This window comes from Streptomyces sp. AMJ-169, assembly GCF_055597585.1.
Genome location: NZ_JBVLTJ010000004.1, coordinates 307,322 through 328,564 on the forward strand (window position 1 = coordinate 307,322; position 21,243 = coordinate 328,564).

The 21,243-nt window shown below is 75.3% G+C and carries 3 protein-coding genes; all 3 read right to left on the reverse strand.

Annotated features, from left to right (window positions below):
- Positions 1–255 precede the first annotated feature (255 nt).
- The gene (locus ACYUD3_RS12295; RefSeq protein WP_470967984.1) at positions 256–10,863 is read right to left on the reverse strand and encodes an SDR family NAD(P)-dependent oxidoreductase; all 10,608 of its coding nucleotides are present in this window, start codon (positions 10,861–10,863) and stop codon (positions 256–258) included.
- Between the two features lie 58 nt (positions 10,864–10,921).
- The gene (locus tag ACYUD3_RS12300) at positions 10,922–19,882 is read right to left on the reverse strand and encodes an SDR family NAD(P)-dependent oxidoreductase (protein WP_470967986.1); all 8,961 of its coding nucleotides are present in this window, start codon (positions 19,880–19,882) and stop codon (positions 10,922–10,924) included.
- A 161-nt stretch (positions 19,883–20,043) separates the two neighbouring features.
- Positions 20,044–21,243: a cytochrome P450 gene (locus tag ACYUD3_RS12305; RefSeq protein ID WP_470967988.1), complete on the reverse strand. Its 1,200-nt coding sequence runs from the start codon at positions 21,241–21,243 to the stop codon at positions 20,044–20,046.

Sequence of the window (21,243 nt, forward strand, 5' to 3'; positions counted from 1 at the left end):
GGGGATTTACTAGGCCGGACACCCTTCCGGACACCTCGGGACAGCCCGCCCCAAAAACAGACAATAATCATTAAACGCACAAGATCACCTCGGGTCGAAAATTACTAGGGTTTCCCTGTGGCCCCTCCGAATTAACAAATACCTGCTACATAAAGGCGGCGTAAGAATTGCGGAACTCGCCGACGGACCGAAGCCCGACTCTTACGCCGCCCTAACCTTTCTCTTACTCTTCAGATTTATGCGCGCCGGGCCGGATCACGACCCCAGGCCGGTCAGCCATTCATGGATGACCCCCGCGGTGACCTGCCCGTGCTCCTCGATCATCGAGTGGTGGTCGCCGGGCACGTCCCGCACGGTCAGCGGCACCGGCCACACCGTCTGCCACTCGTCCGGCACCTCCTGCGGGTGCCCGGGGTCGGGCGCGACCGGCGTCGAGGCCCGCAGCAGCAGCCCCGGCGTGGCCAGCTCGGCCGGCTCCCAGGTGTCGAAGAGCGAGAAGTACGACGCCATCGCGGTGAGCCGCAGCCCGGTCATCCGCCCGAACTCGGCCTCCCGCTCCAGCGAGCGGGACTCCATGACGTGGACCATGTACTGGGTCTGCGGCGTGTGCGCGAGGTAGGAGTCGAGCATGACGACACCCGCCGCCGGGGCCCCCAGCTCCTCCAGGCGCGCGGCGACCGCGTAGGCGAGCGAGCCGCCGGAGGAGCGGCCGGCCAGCGCGAAGGGGGCGCCGTCCATGCCCCGCAGGATGGTCCGCGCCGCGTGGTCGGCGACCGCGTCGACGCTCGCCGCGACCAGTTCACCGGCGGCGAAGCCCGGCATCATCAGCGAGTACGTGTCCCGCAGCCCGCGCAGCGGCCTGGCCAGGGCGACGAACTCCTGGTCGCTGGCCCACACCGAGGTCGACGGCAGCCCGATCAGCGCGGGCAGCCCGCTGCCGTCGCCGTCCCCGAGCTTGACCAGGCCCGGTGCCCGGCCCGCTTCCTCCGCCGAGCCGAACGAGGGCCGCAGCCCTGCCGAGTTCATCAGGACCTTGGCCGCCCGGGCGTACTCCCCGATGGACACCGCGTGCCGGTACAGCGACTCGACGGCATCCGCGACCGTGGCCGTGGGGTCGGCCGGGGCCTCGGGCGACGTGCGCGGCGCCGGCTCGGCGTAGCGGGCGTCGAGGGCGGCGGCGAGCGCGGCCGGGGTCGGGTGGTCGAAGACCAGCGTCGGCTGGAGCCGCAGCCCGGTCGCCCCGGCCAGCCGGTTGCGCAGCTCGACCGAGGTCAGCGAGTCGAACCCGAGGTCCCCGAAGGCCCGGTCGGCGTCGATGCCGTCGGGCCCGTCGTGGCCGAGCACCCGGGCGGCCTCGGCGCGTACGAGGCTCAGCAGGGCCTCGGCCCGGTCGGCGGGCGCCAGCGCGGCCAGACCGGCGCCTGCGCCGGGGTCCACGGCCCGGTCCAGCGCCCTGACCGGGCGCCGCACCCCGCGCACGAGGCCCCGCAGGATCACCGGGATCTGCTCGGCGGGCAGCCCTTCCGCGGCCTTCAGCGCGAGCCGCAGCGCCACCACGGCCGGCGCGGAGCGGACGGCCAGCGTCTCGTCGAGGACGGCGAGCCCGCTGTCCGCGCCGAACGGCAGCAGCCCGCCGCCGGCCGGCCGCGACCGCCCGTCGAGGCCGTCCGCCATGCCGCCGACGCCCTGCCAGGGGCCCCAGGCCAGCGAGAGCACGGGCAGCCCGAGGGACGCGCGGTACTCGGCGAGGGCGTCCAGGAAGGCGTTGGCCGCCGCGTAGTTGGCCTGTCCGGGGCTGCCGAGCACTCCGGCGGCCGAGGAGAACAGCACCAGCGGGACCGCGTCTCCCCCGTCCGCACCGGCCGTCAGCTCGTGCAGGTGCCACGCCGCGTCCGCCTTGGGCCGCAGCACCGCGTCCAGCTGTCCGGACGTGAGATCGAGGACCGGCCGGTCCTCGACGACGCCGGCCAGGTGGACGACGCCCGCGAGCGGGGTGTCAAGACCGGCGAGCAGGGCGGTGAGGGCCGTGCGGTCGGCGACGTCGCAGGCGGCGATCGTCACCCGCGCGCCGGCCGCCGTCAGTTCGGCGGCCAGCACGTCCGCGCCGGGGGCCTCGGGTCCGCGCCGGGTGGCGAGCAACAGGTGCCGTACGCCGTGGTGTTCGACCAGGTGGCGGGCGACCAGGGCGCCGATGCCGCCGGTCGCGCCGGTCACCAGGACCGTGCCGGACGGGTCGGGGGCGAGGGCGGGGCCGTCCGGGTCAGGAGCGGGCAGCCGGGTGAGGCGCGGTACGTGAACTGTGCCGCCGCGCAGCGCCAGTTGGGGTTCCCCGGTGGCCAGGGCGCCCGGCAGCGCGGCGAGGGCGGCGGCCGTCCGGTCCTGCGGTCCGGCGCCGTCGAGGTCCGCGTCGAGGTCGGCCAGGACCAGCCGGCCGGGGTGCTCGCTCTGCACGGCGCGGGCCAGCCCCCAGACGGCGGCGCGCGCCGGGTGCGGGGCGGTGTCCTCGGGCCCCGCGGCGACCGCGCCGTGGGTGACCAGGACCAGCGGGACGTCCGCCAGCCGCTCGTCGGCCAGCCACTCCTGGAGCCGGTCGAGCGCCTGCCGGGTGAGCGCGCGGGCGTCGGCCGCCGCGTCCGCGCCGTCCGGCGCGTCGCACCACAGCAGCGCGGCGGCAGGGGCGGGCGCGCCGGAGTCCAGCGCGTCGGCGAGGACCCGGGCACCGGAGTAGGGCACGACGTCCCGGCCGCACGCGGCGGCGAGCCGGGGCCGCAGCTCCCTCGGGTCGAGCCCGACCAGCGCCCAGGCCGCGCCGCCGGCCACGGCGGGGACGGGCAGCGCGGGCCAGTCGAGCCGGTACAGGTCGTTCGCGGCGGCGGGGGCCTGCGGGGCGCTCGGGGTGCGCAGGGTCAGCGCGTCGACGCTCAGCACGGGCTGCCCGCCGGGCGTGGCCAGCAGGACGGCGACCGTGCCGTCCTGGCTGGCCGTCAGCCGGGCCCGCAGCGCGCGCGCCCCGCCCGCGTGGAGGTGGGCGCCGGACCAGGCGAACGGCAGCCCGGCCGGGACCGGTTCCGCGCCCTCGGCGGCCAGGACGCCCAGGGCGAGCGGCTGGAGGGCGGCGTCGAGCAGCGCGGGGTGCACGGCGTGGCCGTCGCGGTCGTCGTCCCCGGCGCCGGAGAGGACCTCGGGCAGCGTGACGTCGGCGTACAGGACGCCGTCCGCGCGCCACAGGGCGGTCAGGCCCTGGAAGGCGGGACCGTACTCCAGGCCCCGTTCGGCGGTCGTGAGGTAGAAGCCGTCCAGCGGCACCTCCTGCGCGCCGGGCGGCGGCCAGGTGCCGTCCAGGGCGGGAGCGGGAGCCGTGATCGGGCTGAGGACGCCGCCGGCGTGCCGGATCCACTCGGCGCCGGGCTCCTCGGCGCGGGCGTGCACGGTGAAGGTCCGCCGCCCGTCCGCGTCGGCCGGCTCGACGCCCACGCTCAGCGCGGTCGGGCCGGTGAGCGCGAGGGGCGCGTGCACGATGAGTTCCTCGACCCGCTCGCAGGAGGCGTACCGGCCCGCGTGCAGGGCGAGTTCGAGGAACGCGGTGCCCGGCAGGATCGGCACGCCGCCCAGGGCGTGGTCGGCGAGCCAGGGCTGCCGGCCGGGGGCGAGGGAGCCGGTGAACAGCAGCCCGCCCGTCTCCGGCAGCGCGGTCACCGCGCCCAGCAGCGGGTGGTGCGCCGGGTCCAGGCCCAGCGCGGCGGCGTCCTGCGCGCCGCCGCCGAGGATGTCCAGCCAGTACCGGCGGTGCTGGAAGGAGTACGTCGGCAGGGCGACCGTACGGGCGCCGGCGCCCGCGTAGTAGGCGGGCCAGTCGGCGGGGTGGCCGGCGAGGGCGAGGCGGGCGACGGCGGTGACGAGCGCGTCGGCCTCGCCGCGGCCCGTGGCGCGCAGCGCGGACACACAGGTCACCGGGGTGTCGCCGTGCGCGGCGGCGGTCTCGGCGGCCATCGCGGTCAGGGCGCCCCCGGGACCGGCCTCCAGGAACGTCCGCACACCCCGGTCGAGGAGGGTGCGCACGCCGTCGGCGAAGCGGACGGTGTCGCGGACGTGCCGCACCCAGTAGCCGGGCGAGCGCAGTTCGGCGGCCGAGGCGGTGGCGCCGGTGAGGTTGGAGACGACGGTCAGCGCCGGCTCGTGGAACTCGACGCGGGCCAGCTCGGCGGCGAAGTCCGCCAGCATCGGCTCCATCAGCGCGGAGTGGAAGGCGTGGCTGACCGCCAGCGTCTTCGTGCGGTAGCCGCGCCCCACGAACTCGGCGGCGGCCTCCAGGAGTTGGCCTTCAGGACCGGAGACGACGACCGAGGTGGGGCTGTTGACGGCGGCGATGCCGGCGCCCTCGCGGGCGGCGAGCACCCCGGCGACCTCGGCCTCGGACGTGTGCACGGCGAGCATGGCGCCCCCGGCGGGCAGCGCGCCCATCAGCCGGGCTCGCGCGGCGACCACCCGGCAGGCGTCGGGCAGCGTCCACACGCCCGCGACATGAGCGGCGACCAGCTCACCGATGGAGTGCCCGATGAGCACGTCCGCGCGCACACCCCAGCTCTCCAGCAGCCGGTAGAGGGCGACTTCGACGGCGAACAGGGCGGGCTGCGTGTACGCCGTGTCGTCGAGGGTCTCCCGGTCGGTGTCCCCGTCCAGCAGCAGGGCGCGCAGCGGGCGGTCGAGCAGCCCGTCGAAGGCCGCGCACACGTCGTCGAGCGCGGCGGCGAACACCGGCTGGCGCGCGTACAGTTCACGCCCCATGCCGGTCCGCTGGGAGCCCTGGCCGGGGAAGACGACCGCGAGCGGGGCGTCCTGCGCGGTGCCCTCGAAGACGCCTGCGTCCGGGGCGCCCGCCGCGAGCGCGCGCAGCCCGTCCAGCAGCGCCTGCGGGGTGTCCCCGAGGACGGCGGCGCGGTGCGTGAGGGCGCTGCGGGTGGTGGCGAGGGAGTGCGCGACGTCCAACGGCCGCACGTCGGGGCGGACTTCGAGGTCGGCGAGGAGGGCGCCCGCCTGGTCGCGCAGGGCGGCCTCGGTGTGTCCGGACAGCAGCCAGGGGACGAGCGGAACGTCCGGTCCGGGGGTGTCGTCGGGGGCGGCGGGCTCCGGGGTGTGCTCCAGGATCACGTGCGCGTTGGTGCCGCTGATCCCGAACGACGAGACACCGGCCCGGCGCGGCCCCTCCGCGCGCGGCCAGGCCTGGGCCTCGGTCAGCAGCTGCACTCCCCCGCCGGACCAGTCGACCTGCCGGGTCGGCTCGTCGACGTGGAGGGTGCGCGGCAGGACGCCCGCGCGCAGCGAGAGGATCGTCTTGATGACGCCGGCGACACCGGCGGCGTACTGGGTGTGCCCGATGTTGGACTTGACCGAGCCGAGCCACAGGGGCCGCTCCGGGTCGCGCTCCCTGCCGTAGGTGGCGAGCAGCGCGCCCGCCTCGATGGGGTCGCCGAGCCGGGTGCCGGTGCCGTGCGCCTCGACGGCGTCGACGTCGTCCGGGACCAGCCCCGCGTTGTCGAGCGCGGCCCGGATGACCCGCTGCTGCGAGGGCCCGTTGGGCGCGGTGAGCCCGTTGGAGGCACCGTCCTGATTGACGGCGCTGCCCCGCACGGTCGCCAGCACCCGGTGCCCGTTGCGCCGCGCGTCGGAGAGCCGTTCGAGGACGACGACCCCGACGCCCTCGCCCCAGCCGGTGCCGTCGGCGGAGTCGGCGAACGCCTTGCAGCGGCCGTCGGAGGAGAGCCCGCCCTGGTTGGCGAACTCCGCGAACGAACCCGGCGTCGCCATGACGGTGACGCCGCCCGCGAGCGCGAGGTCGCACTCCCCCGCGCGCAGCGCCTGCCCGGCGAGGTGCAGGGAGACCAGGGAGGAGGAGCAGGCGGTGTCGACCGTGACGGCGGGCCCCTCCAGGCCGAGGACGTAGGAGACCCGCCCGGACATGACGCTGCCGGAGGAGCTGGTCAGGGCGTAACCCCCGGCCAGGGCGGCGGAGTTCATGAGCAGGGCGCCGTACTCCTGCGGGGTGCCGCCGACGAAGACGCCGGTGCGGGAGCCGCGCAGGGACAGCGGGTCGATGCCGGTGCGCTCCAGCGCCTCCCAGGAGACTTCGAGCAGCAGCCGCTGCTGGGGGTCCATGGAGAGGGCCTCGCGCGGGGAGATGCCGAAGAACTCGGCGTCGAAGTCGCCCGCGTCGTACAGGAACGCGCCCTGTCCGGAGAGGGTCGTCTGCCGGCCGGGGTCGTAGAGGGAGAGGGCGTCCCAGCCGCGGTCGTCGGGGAAGTCCGCCATCTCGTCGCGGCCCTCGGTGAGCAGCTGCCACAGGTCTTCCGGGCCGCGCACCCCGCCCGGGTAGCGGCAGGCCATGCCGACGACGACCAGCGGGTCGTCGGTGTCGGCGGCGCGGGCCGAAGGTGCCGTCGACTCCGGCGCGGAGCCGAGGAGTTCGGCGCGCAGGTGGTCGGCGAGGGCCGTCGGGGTGGGGTGGTCGAAGACGAGGGTGGCGGGCAGCTTGAGGCCCGTCGCCGCGTTGAGGCGGTTGCGCAGTTCCGTCGCGGTGAGGGAGTCGAAACCGAGGTCCTTGAAGGGGCGGCCGACGGCGATGCCCGACGGATCGGTGTGGCCGAGGACCCCGGCGGCCCGGCCGCGCACCAGCTCCAGGAGCGTCGCGCGCTGCTCGGCCGGGTTCAGTCCGGCGAGGGTGGCGCGCAGCTGGCCGGACGTGCTGTCGTCGCCGGCCGCGGCGCTGTCGCCGGCCGGAGACAGCGCGCGGGCGGCCTCCGGGATCTCCTCGATCAGCGGCCGGCGCCGGGCGAGGGCGTAGACCGGGGCGAACCGCTCCCAGTCCATGTCGCTGACGGTGAGCGTGGTCTCGCCGTGCTCGACGGCCTCCCACAGGACGTCGAGCGCCGCCTCGGGGCGCATCGGGCGTACGCCCATCCGCTGGAGCTGGTCGGCGAGCTGACCGAAGTCGCTGAGCATCCCGCCGTCGGCCCAGCCGCCCCAGGCGACGGAGGTCGCGGGCAGGCCGCGCGCGTGGCGTTCGTGGGCGAGGCCGTCGAGGTAGGCGTTGGCCGCCGCGTACACGGCGTTGCCCGCGCTGCCCCAGACGGCGGCGCCGGAGGAGAACAGCACGAACGCGTCCAGGTCGAGCCCGGCGGTCAGCTCGTCCAGGTGCCGGGCGCCGTCCGCCTTCGCGGCCATGCCGGCGGCCAGCTCCCCGGCGGTGACGCCGAGGGCGGGGCCGTAGCTGGTGGAGCTGGCGGCGTGCAGGACGGCCGTCAGCGGCCACTGTTCGGGTACGGCGGCGAGGACGGCGGCGAGGGCCTCGCGGTCGGTGACGTCGCAGGCCGCGAAGGACACCTCGGCGCCCAGCGCCCGGATCTCCTCGGCGAGTTGATCCGCCCCGGGAGCCTCGGCGCCGCGCCGGCCGAGCAGCAGAAGATGTTCGGCGCCCTCGGTGGCGAGGCGGCGGGCGAGGTGGGCGGCGATGCCGCCGGTGCCGCCGGTGACCAGCACGGTGCCGCGCGGCTTCCACGTGCTGACCACACCGCGCTCGGTGAGCGGCGCCCGCACCAGCCGGCGCGCGTAGGCGGCGGGCCCGCGCACCGCGAGCTGGTCCTCACCCCCCGCGCCCCCGGCCAGCAGGACCGGCAGCACGGCGGCGACGCCCTCGCTCCACTCCCCCAGATCGATCAACCCGCCCCACCGCTCGGGCAGTTCGAGCCCGACGACCTGCCCGAGCCCCCACAGCCGCGTCGCCTCGCCGCGCACGGTGTCCCCGGCCGAGACCGCGGCACCCCCGCGCGTCAGCCACCACACCGGCGCCCGCACCCCGGCCGCGTCCAGCGCCCGTACGGCCTCCAGCGCGTCAGCGGCCCCAGCGGGCAGGCACACGACCCCGTCGTACGCCCCGTCCCGCACCTCTTGGGCGACCTCGACCTCGGCGCCGGCCGCGCGCAGCGCCCCGGCGATCTCCTCGCCGTCGCCGAGCGGATCGACCAGCAGCCAGCGGCCGTCGAGCGCGACCCCGGCGGCCGGGCTGATCCGGCGCCAGGTCACGCGGTAGCGCCAGGCGTCGACGGGACGGCCGACGCCCGCCGTCGCGGGGGGCGCCTGCATCCAGTACCGCTGGTGCTGGAAGGCGTAGGTCGGCAGGGCGACGGTGTCGGCCTGCGGCAGGCAGGACGTGAAGTCGACGGGCGCGCCGTGGACGTACGCCTCCCCCAGCGACAACAGCAGCCGCTGCGGGCCGCCTTCACCCCGGCGCAGGGTCCCGGTGACGGCGGCCTCACGGCCCACGGCGTCGGCGGTGTCCTGCACCGCCCCGGTCAGCACCGGATGCGGGGTGACCTCGACGAAGAGGTTGTGCCCCTGCTCCAGCAGAGCCCGGGTGGTCTCCTCGAACTCGACCGGCCGGCGCAGATTGCGGAACCAGTAGTCGCCGTCCAGCGCCTTGGTGTCCAGCCGCCCCGAGGTCACGCACGAGTAGAACGCCACCCGCGACGAGCCGGGCGAGACGTCCTTCAGCAGCTCGGCGAGTTCGTCGCGCACGGCGTCGACCTGCCCGGAGTGGGAGGCGTAGTCCACGGCGATCCGCCGCGCCCGCACGCCCTCCGCCTCGGCCCACGCCAGCAGCTCGTCCAGCGCACCGGTCTCACCGGCGACGACAACAGAGGCGGGCCCGTTCACGGCGGCCAGATCGATCCGCCCGTCCCAGCGCACCAGTTCTGCGCGGACGCGGTCGGCGGGGAGCTGGACGGAGACCATGCCCCCCTTGCCCGACAACGCCAGGATCGCCTTGGAACGCAAGGCGACGACCCGGGCGCCGTCTTCGATCGTGAGAGCACCGGCGACGACGGCCGCCGCGATCTCACCCTGCGAGTGACCGACGACCGCCGCCGGCTCGACACCGTACGAACGCCACAGTTCAGCGAGGGAGACCATCACCGCCCACAACACGGGCTGGACGACGTCCACCCGCTCCAACTCGCCTTGTCCGCGCAGGACTTCGGTCAGCGACCAGTCCGTGAACTCCGACAGCGCCGTCTCACACTCGGCCATCCGCGCCGCGAACACCGGCGACGAGTCGAGGAGTTCGACCGCCATGCCGGCCCACTGCGAGCCCTGGCCCGGGAACACGAAGACCGTCTTGGCCTTGGCGCCGGAGCCGGTGACCACGCCGGGGGTGTCCTCGGCGGCGTCCTTCAGGGCCACGAGGCGGCTGAGGAAGCCGTCGCGGTCCTCGGCGAGGAGGACCGCCCGGTGTTCGAGGGCGGCTCGGGTGGTGGCGAGGGAGCGGCCGACCTCGGGCGGGGTGAGGCCGGGGTGGGTGAGGAGGTGGTCGTGGAGGCGGGCCGCCTGGTCGCGCAGGGCGGCGGAGGTGGCGGCGGAGAGGGTCCAGGGGAGGGTGTCCGTGCCGAGGGCGGGGGCGGTGTCCTCCGCAGAAGGCTCTTCGGCCTCCTCCGCCGTCGGCGCCTCCTCCAGGATCACGTGCACGTTCGTCCCGCTGATGCCGAAGGACGAGACGCCGGCCCGGCGCGGGTGCCCGGTCTCGGGCCACTCCCGCTGCTCGGTGAGGAGTTCGACGTCCCCGGCGGTCCAGTCGACCTCGGTGGAGGGCTGGTCGACGTGGAGGGTCTTGGGCAGGACGCCCTGCTGGAGGGAGAGGACGGTCTTGATGACACCGGCGACGCCGGAGACGGCCTGGGTGTGACCGATGTTGGACTTCAACGAGCCGAGGTAGAGCGGGAGTTCGGGGTCGCGGCCCTGTCCGTAGGTGGCCAGGACCGCCTGCGCCTCGATGGGGTCGCCGAGCCGGGTGCCGGTGCCGTGCGCCTCGACGGCGTCGACGTCGGAGGGGGCGAGCCCGGCGGTGGCGAGGGCCTGGCGGATGACGCGCTGCTGGGCCGGGCCGCTGGGCGCGGCGAGGCCGTTGGAGGCGCCGTCCTGGTTGGCGGCCGAGCCCCGGATGACGGCGAGCACGGGGTGTCCGTTGCGGCGCGCGTCGGAGAGCCGCTCCAGCATGACGACGGCGGCGCCCTCGCCCCAGCCGATGCCGTCGGCGGCGTCCGCGAACGCCTTGCAGCGGCCGTCGACGGCGAGGCCGCGCTGGCGGGCGAAGACGACGAACCCGGCCGGGGTGGCGAGGATGCCGACGCCCGCGGCGAGCGCCAGGGAGCAGTCGCCCTGGCGCAGCGACTGGGCGGCGAGGTGCAGGGCGACCAGGGAGGACGAGCAGGCGGTGTCGACGGTGACCGCCGGGCCCTGGAGGCCGAGGGTGTAGGAGACGCGGCCGGACATGACGCTGCCGGTGCCGCCGGTCAGGGCGTAGCCCTGGTCGTCGGCGGAGTCCAGCAGCATCGCGCCGTAGCCGGTGGGCAGGCCGCCGACGAAGACGCCGGTGCGGGAGCCGCGCAGGGAGGTGGGGTCGATGCGGGCGCGTTCGACGGCCTCCCAGGAGACTTCGAGGAGCAGCCGCTGCTGGGGGTCCATCGCGAGGGCTTCGCGCGGGGAGATGCCGAACAGGGCGGGGTCGAAGTCGCCCGCGTCGTAGAGGAAGGAGCCTTCCTTGGTGTAGGTCTTGCCGTGTTTGTCGGGGTCGGGGTCGTAGAGGTCGTCGAGGTCCCAGCCGCGGTCGGTGGGCAGGCCGCCGGTGGTGTCGACGCCGTCGGCGACGAGCTGCCACAGCTTCTCGGGCGAGTCGGCGCCGCCGGGCAGCCGGCAGGCCATGCCGACGATCGCGAGGGGCTCGCGCCATTTCTCCTCCGACTCGCGCAGCCGCTCCCGTGTGTTCTGCAATTCCGCCGTGACCCGCCGCAGGTAGGTGCGGAGCTTGTCCTCGGTCATGTGGTCGACTCCAGTTCGGTGTGGTGAGGCGTCCTGCTGCGGGCGGGAGTGGCGTGGGTCAGGCGACGCCGAGGTCGCCGTCGATCAGGTCGAAGATCTCGTCGTCGGTCGCCGAGTCCAGCGCGGCCTGGGCGCGCGCGGGCCCGTCCTCCCCGGTGAGCCGGGCGGCGAGGTCGCGCAGCCGCTGGGCGATGTCCGCGAGGGTGTCGGGGTCCATGTCCGGGGCGCTCGCCGCCTTCAGCAGGGACTGTTCCGTGCGGTCGAGTTCCTGCTGGGCACCGAGGGCGTCCCCGGTGGCGTCGCCGAGGGCGAGTTCGCGGACCAGGAGGTCGGCGAGGGCGGTCGGGGTGGGGTGGTCGAAGACGAGGGTGGCGGGCAGCTTGAGGCCCGTCGCCGCGTTGAGGCGGTTGCGCAGTTCGGTCGCGGTGAGCGAGTCGAAGCCGAGGTCCTTGAAGGGGCGGTCCTCGGTGACCCCGTCCCGGTCGGTGTGGCCCAGGACGGTCGCGGCGTGCTCACGGACCAGGCCGACGAGGGTGTCGTGCCGTTCGAGGCCGGTGAGCCCGGCGAGGGACTCGCGCAGCCGGGCGGCGGCGCTGTCGTCGTCCTGGTCCGCGCCGTCGCCGGCCCCGGAGAGGGCGCGGGCGGCCTCGGGGATCTCCTCGATCAGCGGGCGGCGCCGGGAGAGCGCGTAGACCGGGGCGAACGTCGGCCAGTCCATGTCGCTGACGGTGAGGGTCGTCTCCCCCTGCTCGACCGCCTCGCGCAGCGCCTCGATGGCCGGCTCGGGCCGCATCCGCCGCACACCCATGCGCTCCAGCTGGTCGGCGACCGGATTGGCCCCGGCGAGCATCCCGCCGTCGGCCCAGCCGCCCCACGCGACGGAGGTCGCGGTCCGCCCCCGGGCGCGGCGCTGGTGCGCGAGCCCGTCGAGGGCCGCGTTCGCGGCGGCGTAGGCGGCGTTGCCCGCGCTGCCCCAGACGGCGGCGCCGGAGGAGAACAGCACGAACGCGTCCAGGTCGAGCCCGGCGGTCAGCTCGTCCAGGTGCCGGGCGCCGTCGACCTTCGCGGAGGTCGCCTCGGCGAGGTCGGCCGGGGTGACGGACAGGACGTCGCCGAAGGTGGCGACACCGGCCGCGTGGACGACGGCGGTCAGGGGGTGTTCCTCGGGGATCGCGGCCAGTACGGCGGCCAGGGCGTCGCGGTCGGCGACATCGCAGGCCGCGAAGGTGACGGAGCTGCCCAATGCCTCCAGTTCCCGGCCGAGTTCGGCGGCCCCGGGGGCCTCGCCGCCCCGCCTCCCGAGCAGCAGGAGGTGTTCCGCACCGGCTCCGGCGAGCCAGCGGGCGACGTGCGCGCCGATGCCGCCGGTGCCGCCGGTCACCAGGACCGTGCCGTGCGGCTGCCAGGGCTTGGCCGTACGGGCGGCGCGGGCCGCGCGCACGAGGCGGCGGCTGAAGGCGCCGGACGCGCGCAGGGCGACCTGGTCCTCCGGGGTGCCGCCGCCGAGGACGGCCATGAGGGCGGCGCCGGTCTCGGGGGTCCACTCGGCGGGCAGGTCGACCAACCCGCCCCACCAGTCCGGGTGTTCGAGCCCGACGACCTGCCCGAGGGCCCACAGCGCGGTCGCCTCGGGCAAGAGGGTCTCGTCGGCGGTGACGGCGGCGGCGCCTTGGGTGAGCCACCAGAGGGGGGCTCGGATTCCGGCGGTGTCGAGGGACTGGAGGAGGGTGAGGGCGGCTTCGGGGGTGGCGGGGGCGGCGAGGACGCCGGTGAATTCCCCGATGCCGTCAGCCTTGCCGGGGACGCCCCCGACGCCATCAGCCTTACCGGGGACGCCCCCAGCATCCTTGCTGGTGAAGCCCCCTGCGGACAGCTCTCCGACGCCGTCCGCCTCGACCACCTCGGCTCCCGCCCCCCGCAGCAGCTCGGCGACTCCCCCGGGCGCGGCGACCAGCAGCCACCGCCCCCCGTCCACCGGCGCCTCGGCGAACGCCACGCGCCGCCATACGACCCGGTACTTCCACTGGTCCACGAGCCGCCCGGCGCCCGCAGCGGCGAACGCCTCGGGCCAGTAGCGCTGGTGTTGGAAGGCGTAGGTGGGCAGGGTGACGCGGTGTGCGCCGCTGCCCTGGAACCAGCGGGCCCAGTCGACGGGCGCGCCGTGGACGTACGCCTCCCCCAGCGACAACAGCAGCCGCTGCGGGCCGCCTTCGCCCCGGCGCAGGGTTCCGGTGACGGCGGCCTCACGGCCCGTCGCGTCGGCGGTGTCCTGGACGGCGCTGGTCAGTACCGGGTGCGGGGTGACCTCGACGAACAGGGTGTGTCCCTGTTCCAGCAGGGCCCGGGTGGTCTCCTCGAACTCGACCGGCCGGCGCAGGTTGCGGAACCAGTAGTCGCCGTCCAGCGCCTTGGTGTCCAGCCGCCCCGAGGTGACACACGAGTAGAACGCCACCCGCGACGGGCCGGGCGTGATGTCCTTCAGCACTTCGGCGAGTTCGTCGCGCACGGCGTCGACCTGCCCGGAGTGAGAGGCGTAGTCCACGGCGATCCGCCGCGCCCGCACCCCCTCCGCCTCGGCCCAGGCCAGCAGTTCGTCCAGGGCCTGGGTTTCACCGGCCACGACCACAGAAGCGGGACCGTTCACGGCGGCCAGGTCGATCCGCCCGTCCCAGCGCTCCAGTTCTGCGCGGACGCGGTCGGCGGGGAGCTGGACGGAGACCATACCGCCCTTGCCGGACAGGGCGAGGATCGCTTTGGAGCGCAGGGCGACGACTCGGGCACCGTCCTCCAGGGACAGCGCGCCCGCTACGACAGCCGCCGCGATCTCACCCTGCGAATGACCGACCACAGCGGCGGGTTCGACCCCGTACGAACGCCAGACCTCGGCGAGGGAGACCATCACCGCCCACAGGACCGGCTGGACGACATCCACCCGCTCCAACTCGCCTTGTGCGCGCAGGACTTCCGTCAGCGACCAGTCCACGAACTCCGACAGAGCCGTCTCACACTCAGCCATCCGCGCCGCGAACACGGGCGAGGAGTCCAGGAGTTCGACCGCCATCCCCGCCCACTGCGACCCCTGACCGGGGAACACGAACACCACACCCCCCGACCCCGCACGCCCCCGCACCACCCCAGGATCAGAACCACCCCCGGCGACAGCCGCGACCCCCCGCTCCAGCGCACCCCTGTCCTCCCCCACCACAACCGCCCGGCACCCCAACCCCGCCCGCGACACGGCGAGCGACTCGGCGACGGCGTCGTACGTGACAGCCGGGTCCCCGGTCAAGTAGTCGGAGAGCAGGGCGGCTTGGTCCCGCAGGGCTGATTCCGTGCGGGCGGAGAGCACCCAGGGGAGCGGGCCGGTCAGCGGGGCCGGGAGGGGTTCCGGTTCCGGGGCCTGCTCCAGGACCACGTGGGCGTTGGTGCCGCTGATGCCGAAGGAGGAGACACCGATCCGGCGCGGACGCCCGGTCTCCGGGAACTCCCTTGCCTCGGTGAGGAGTTCCACCGCACCCGCGGTCCAGTCGACCTGCCTGCTCGGCGCATCCACGTGCAGCGTCTTCGGCAGCACCCCCGCACGCAGCGAGAGCACCGTCTTGATGACGCCGGCGACTCCGGACACGGCCTGGGTGTGGCCGATGTTGGACTTCAATGAGCCGAGATACAGCGGGAGTTCACGGTTCTGCCCGTAGGTCGCGAGCAGCGCCTGGGCCTCGATGGGGTCGCCGAGCCTCGTGCCGGTGCCGTGTGCCTCGACGGCGTCGACCTCGTCGGGGGCGAGCCCGGCGTTGGCGAGGGCCTGGGCTATCACCCTTTGCTGGGAGGGGCCGTTGGGCGCGCTGAGGCCGTTGGAGGCACCGTCCTGGTTGACGGCAGAGCCGCGCACGACCGCCAGCACCTGGTGCCCGTTGCGCAGCGCGTCCGACTGGCGCTCCACGACCAGGAACGCGGCCCCTTCGGACCAGCCGGTGCCGTCGGCGGCGTCGGCGAAGGCCTTGCAGCGGCCGTCAGAAGAGAGGCCGCCCTGGCGGTCGAACTCGTCGAAGGCGCCCGGAGTGGGCATGACGGCGACACCGCCGACGAGGGCGAGGTCGCATTCGCCGGCGTGCAGGGAGCGGGCGGCGAGGTGGAGGGAGACGAGGGAGGAGGAGCAGGCCGTGTCGACCGTCAGCGCGGGCCCTTCCAGGCCGAGGGTGTAGGCGACCCGGCCGGACATGACGCTGCCGCTGTTGCCGGTGAGGAGGTAGCCGCCGGCCTCGCCGCCGTCGCCGAGGAGGGCGCCGTAGCCGGTGGGGGTGCCGCCGACGAAGACGCCCGTGCGGGAGCCGCGCAGGGTGGTCGGGGCGATGCCGGCCTGTTCGAGGGCCTCCCAGGAGACTTCGAGGAGCAGTCGCTGCTGGGGGTCCATGGCGAGGGCTTCTCGCGGGGAGATGCCGAAGAACTCGGCGTCGAAGCCGGTCGCGTCGGCGAGGAAGCCGCCGCGGAGGGCTCCGGTGTCACCCCAGGTGTCCCAGCCCCGGTCGTCGGGGGCGCCGGCGATGGCGTCGCGGCCCTCGGTGACGAGCCGCCACAGGTCGTCGGGGCCGCGTACCCCGCCGGGGAGGCGGCAGGCCATGCCGACCAGGACCAGCGGGTCGTCGGTGCCGATCGGGCGGGCGGCGAACGTGCCGGTCAACGGGTCGGCGCCGCCGTACAGTTCGTGGCCCAGGTGGGTGGCGAGGGCGGCCGGGCTGGGGTGGTCGAAGACCAGGGTGGCGGGGAGCTGGAGGCCGGTCGCGGTGTTGAGGCGGTCGCGCAGTTCCGTCGCGGTGAGCGAGTCGAAGCCGAGGTCCTTGAAGGAGCCGAGTTCGGAGATCTCCGCGGTGCCGGTGTGGCCGAGGACGGCGGCGGCGCGGGTGCGGACGAGGTCGAGGAGGGCGGCGCGGCGTTCGTGTTCGGTGAGCCGGTCGAGGCGGGCGCGCAGGGAGTCGTCCGGTTCGGCCGGTTCGGCGGGGGCGGTGAGGGCCTGTGCCGCTTCGGGGATGTCCTCGATGAGGGGGCGGCGGCGGGCGCCGGCGTAGACGGGGGCGAAGCGGGACCAGTCGGTGTCGGTGACGGTGAGGGCCGGTTCGCCGTGTTCGACGGCCTCGCGCATGACGGCGAGGGCGAGCGCGGGGTCGAGGAGGGCGAGGCCCATCCGGGCGAGGGACTGTTCGTCGAGGTCGGCGCCCATTCCGCCGCCGCCCCAGATGCCCCAGGCGAGCGAGGTCGCCGGGCGTCCGGCGGCGTGCCGGGCGGTGGCGAGGCCGTCGAGGTAGGCGTTGGCCGCGGCGTACGCGCCCTGGGAGCCGCCGCCCCAGGCCGCGGCTCCGGAGGAGAACAGCACGAAGGCGTCCAGCTCCAGATGCGCGGTCAGTTCGTCGAGGTGGCGGGCGCCGTCCGTCTTGCCTGCGAGGACCTCGTCGAGTTCACCGGGGGTCAGGTCGCGGATCTTGGTGTAGCGGACGATGCCGGCGGCGTGGACGACGGCCGTCAGGGGGTGTTCCTCGGGGATGGCGGCCAGGGTCGCGGCGAGGGCGTCGCGGTCGGCGGCGTCGCACGCGGCGAACGTCACCGACGCGCCCAGCGCCTCCAGTTCGCGCCCGAGTTCGGCCGTGCCCGGCGCCGCCGCGCCCCGCCTGCTGGTGAGCACGAGGTGGCGGGCGCCCTCGGCGGCGGCCCAGCGGGCCACGTTGGCGCCGACGCCTCCGGTGCCGCCGGTGATCAGGACGGTTCCGCGCGGCTGCCAGCGGCGGGCGGGGGTACGGCCGGACAGCGGCGCGCGTACGAGGCGGCGGGCGAAGACGCCGCCCGCGCGCAGGGCCAGCTGGTCCTCGCCTCCGGCGCCGCCCGCGAGCACGCCGGCGAGCTGCTTCCCGGCGTTCTCACTCCACTCGGCGGGCAGGTCGATCAGCCCGCCCCACCAGCCCGGTTCCTCCAGTCCGGCGACCTGTCCGAGCCCCCACAGCCGGGTGGCGTCCGGGTCCACCGCGTCGCCCGGTGTGACGTGCACGGCGTCGCGGGTCAGCCACCACAGCGGGACCTTGGTGCCGCTCGCCCGCAGGTCCTGGACGAGGGCGACGGCGTCGGCGGGCCCCTGGGGCAGCGCCACGACGCCCGTGTACGCGCCCTCGGCCCCGCGCGCGTCGGGCGCGGTCTCGACGTCGGCGCCCGCGTCCCGCAGGACCCGGGCGACGGCCGCCGCGTCCGGGCCGTCGGGGGCGGCCAGGAGCCAGCGGCCGGTCAGGGCGGCGTCGTCGAGCGCCACGGGCCGCCAGGCGATCCGGTACCGCCGCGCGTCCTCCCGCCTGCTGCCCGCCGGGGTTCCCGGGCGCGGCCAGAACCGGCGGTGCTGGAAGGCGTACGTCGGCAGCGGGACCCGCCGGCCGCCGCCGCCGAGGACGGCGGACCAGTCGACGTGCACGCCGTGGACGTACGCGTCGGCCGAGGCGGCGAGCAGGGTCTCCTGTTCGGGGCGGTCGCGGCGGAGCAGGGGGACGGTCACGAGGTCGGGGACGGTGTCGCGGACGGTCGTGAGCAGCGAGCCGTCGGGGCCGGCTTCGAGGACGGTCGTGACGCCCTGGGCGGCGGCGGTGCGCACCGCGTCGGCGAACCGCACGGTGGCGCGTACGTGGCGCACCCAGTACTCGGGGGTGGCGAGTTCGGCTCCGGCGATCTCGCCGGTGACGTTGGACACGACGGGGATGACGGGCTCGGCGTAGGACACGTCGGCGAGGACGCGGCCGAACTCTTCGAGCATCGGGTCCATCAGGCCGGAGTGGAAGGCGTGGCTGACGGCCAGTCGTTTGACCCGGCGGCCCCGGGCGGCGAAGGCGCCGGCCGCTTCGCCGACGGCGGCCTCCGTGCCGGAGAGGACCAGTGCCCGGGGGCCGTTGACGGCGGCGAGCCAGACGCCGGGCGTCTCGGTCAGCTCGCTCTCCTCGGCCTCCACCGCCCACATGGCGCCGCCGGCCGGGAGGGCCTGCATCAGGCGTCCGCGCGCGGCGACGACGCGGCAGGCGTCGGTGAGGGACCAGACGCCGGCGAGGTGGGCGGCCACGAGTTCGCCCAGGGAGTGGCCGAGGACGACGTCGGCGTGGACGCCCCAGGACTCCAGCAGGCGGTACAGGGCGACCTCGGTGGCGAACAGGGCGGGCTGGGCGAGGCCGGTGGCCGCCAGCTCCTCGGCGGTTCCGCTGAATACCGCATCCTTCAGCGACAACTCCCCGAAAGCCGAGCAGACTTCGTCGAAGGAGGCGGCGTACACCTCGTACGCCTCGTACAGCTCGCGGCCCATGCCGACGCGTTGGGCGCCCTGTCCGGAGAAGGCGACGGCCACCGCGCCTCCGGTGGCGGCGCCCCGTACGAGGCCCGGGAGGTCGCCGTCCTCGGTGAGGGCCGTCAACCCGCGGGTGAGGCCGGGGAGTTCGGACGCGGTGAGGGCGGCTCGGTGGTCGAGGGAAGTGCGGGTGGTGGCGAGCGCCAGGGCGAGGTCGGTGAGGTCGGGCGCGGGGTGCGCGGCGAGGTGGTCGAGGAGGCGGGCGGCCTGCGCGCGGAGGGCTTCGGGGGTGCGGGCGGAGAGCGTGAGGGGCACCGTGGGGAGCGTGCGGCGGGGGGTGGGCGGCTGCGGTTCGGCGGCGGGGGCCTGTTCGAGGATGACGTGCGCGTTGGTGCCGCTGATGCCGAAGGAGGAGACGCCCGCGCGGCGCGGCCGGCCGGTCTGCGGCCAGGGCTGTTCCTCGCCCAGGACGCGGACGGCGCCGGCGCTCCAGTCGACCTGGCGGGTGGGTTCGTCGACGTGGAGGGTGCGCGGCAGGACCCCTTCGCGCAGCGCCATGACCATCTTGATGACGCCGGCGACGCCGGCCGCGAACTGGGTGTGCCCGAAGTTGGACTTGACGGAGCCGATCCACAGGGGGCGTTCCTGCGGGCGGCCTTGTCCGTAGGTGGCCAGGAGGGCCTGGGCCTCGATGGGGTCGCCGAGCTTGGTGCCGGTGCCGTGCGCCTCGACGGCGTCGACCTCGTCGGGGCGCAGTCCGGCGCCGGCGAGGGCGTCGCGGATGACGCGCTGCTGGGAGGGGCCGTTGGGGGCGGTGAGGCCGTTGGAGGCGCCGTCCTGGTTGATGGCGGAGCCGCGCACGACGGCGAGGATCTCGTGGCCGTTGCGGCGCGCGTCGGAGAGTTTCTCCACGACGAGGACGCCGGCGCCCTCGCCCCAGCCGGTGCCGTCGGCCGTGTCGGCGAAGGCTTTGCAGCGGCCGTCGGAGGCGGAGCCGCCCTGGCTGTCGAACTCGCCGTAGATCGCGGGGGTCGTCATGACGAGGACGCCGCCGACGAGGGCGAGGTCGCACTCGCCCGCGCGCAGGGAGCGGGCGGCGAGGTGGAGGGCGACGAGGGAGGAGGAGCAGGCGGTGTCGACGGTGAGGGCGGGGCCTTCGAGGCCGAGGGTGTAGGCGATGCGGCCGGAGAGGATGCTGGCGGGCAGGCCGGTGATGGCGTAGCCGTCGGTGTCGTCGGGGGAGGCGGCGAGGAGGGCGCCGTACTCCTGGGGGGCGCCGCCGACGAAGACGCCGGTGCGGGAGCCGCGCAGGCCGGCGGGGTCGAGGCCGGCGTGTTCCAGGGCCTCCCAGGCGACCTCCAGGAGCTGGCGCTGCTGGGGGTCCATGGCGAGGGCCTCGCGGGGCGAGATGCGGAAGAAGCCGGGGTCGAAGCCGGCCGCGCCGGGCAGGAAGGCGCCCTGGTGGCCGGGGTCGTAGGACGCCAGGTGCTGCCAGCCGCGGTCGGCGGGCGGTCCGGTCATGGCGTCGCGGCCCTCGGCGACCAGGCGCCACAGGTCCTCGGGGCCTTCGACGCCGCCGGGGAAGCGGCAGCCGATGCCGACGACGGCGAGGGGCTCCGCGGCGGCGTCGGTGAGCCGCTGGTTGCCGCGGCGCAGCCGCTCGTTCTCCAGCAGCGCCGTGCGCAGTGCGTCGATGGCCTCGTCGAGGGACGTGTTCATAGCCTTGTGGCTCCCATGGTTTCTGCCGCTCGTGCCGTTCGCGGGGGAAAGCGGAATCCGGTGCCTGCTCCGGACGTTATGGCTGCCCTGTAGGGCTGTAACCCCCAGAAGACAGGCGCCCGCCCCCTAGGGGGCGGGGCGGGGGTGTTAGGGGTGCCGCTTCACCAGGCGACGGGGACGGCGAGCGCGCCGTGGACCATGTTGTAGCCGCGGAAGGCGATTTCGTCGCGTGGAACGGCGAGGCGGATGCCGGGGAAGCGGCGCAGCAGCGCGGCGAAGCCGACCTTCATCTCGATGAGGGTCATCGCGGCGCCGGGGCAGCGGTGCAGTCCGTGGCCGAACCCGACCTGCTGGTTCTGCGGGCGGGTCAGGTCCAGGCGGTCGGGGTCGGGGAAGTGGCCGGGGTCGCGGTTGGCGGCGGCGAGGGCGGGGACGACGTACTCGCCCTTCTTGATGGTGACGCCGCCCAGTTCGATGTCCTCGGTGGCGGTGCGGCCGCCGGTGGCGGAGATGACGCTGAGGTAGCGCATCAGCTCCTCGACGGCGGTGTCCATGACGCCCGGGTCGTCGCGCAGGAGGGCGAACTGGTCGGGGTGGTCGAGGAGGGCCACCAGGCCGAGGCCGAGGGTGTTGGCGACGGTGTCGAAGCCGGCGGTGAGGTGCATGTTGGCGATGCCGACGATCTCGGCGTCGGAGAGGTCGTCGCCGTGGTCGCGGACGAGCACCCCGATCATGCCCTCGCCCGGGTGGGCCCGCTGGGCGGTGACGACGTCGGACATGAGCCGGTCGGCGGCGGCGATGAACTCGTGCGCCTCCTCGGCGGTGGCGGCGAGTCCGGGGGCCCGTTCGGTGAGGGCGAGGTAGGCGGTGCGCTGTTCGTCGGTGAGGCCGAGGAGTTCGCAGATGGCCAGCAGCGGGAAGGGGTTGGCGAACGCGGTCATGAAGTCGGTGCCGGGGCCGCCGCGTTCGAGGGCGTCCAGGCAGTCGTCGGCGATGGTCTCCAGGCGGGAGGTGATGTCGCGCATCCGGCGGGCGGTGAAGCCGCCGGCGACGGTGCGGCGCAGCCGGGTGTGGTGGGGCGGGTCCATGTTGACGAAGCTGCCCGGGGAGACCTCGATGCCGGTGTCGTCGACGCCGGGGACCATGAGGGTGAGGGGGGTCAGCGCGCTGCTGAGGCGGCCGTCGGTGAGGACCTCGCGGACGTCGTCGTAGCGGGTGACGACCCAGATGTCGCGGCCGTCGACCATCCGGTACTTGGTGACCGGTTCCTCGCGCTGGGCGCGGCGCAGCGCGGGGCCGGGGTCGAAGGGGCAGCGTTCGTCACGCTGGTAGGGCAGGGGGGTTTCCATCTCCAGGGGCAT

What these genes read in the sequence shown, in the direction of transcription:
- ACYUD3_RS12295 (WP_470967984.1), bottom strand. Translation starts at nt 10,863, where the DNA reads ATGACCGAGGACAAGCTCCGCACCTACCTGCGGCGGGTCACGGCGGAA.
- ACYUD3_RS12300 (WP_470967986.1), bottom strand. Translation starts at nt 19,882, where the DNA reads ATGAACACGTCCCTCGACGAGGCCATCGACGCACTGCGCACGGCGCTG.
- ACYUD3_RS12305 (WP_470967988.1), bottom strand. Translation starts at nt 21,243, where the DNA reads ATGCCCCTGGAGATGGAAACCCCCCTGCCCTACCAGCGTGACGAACGC.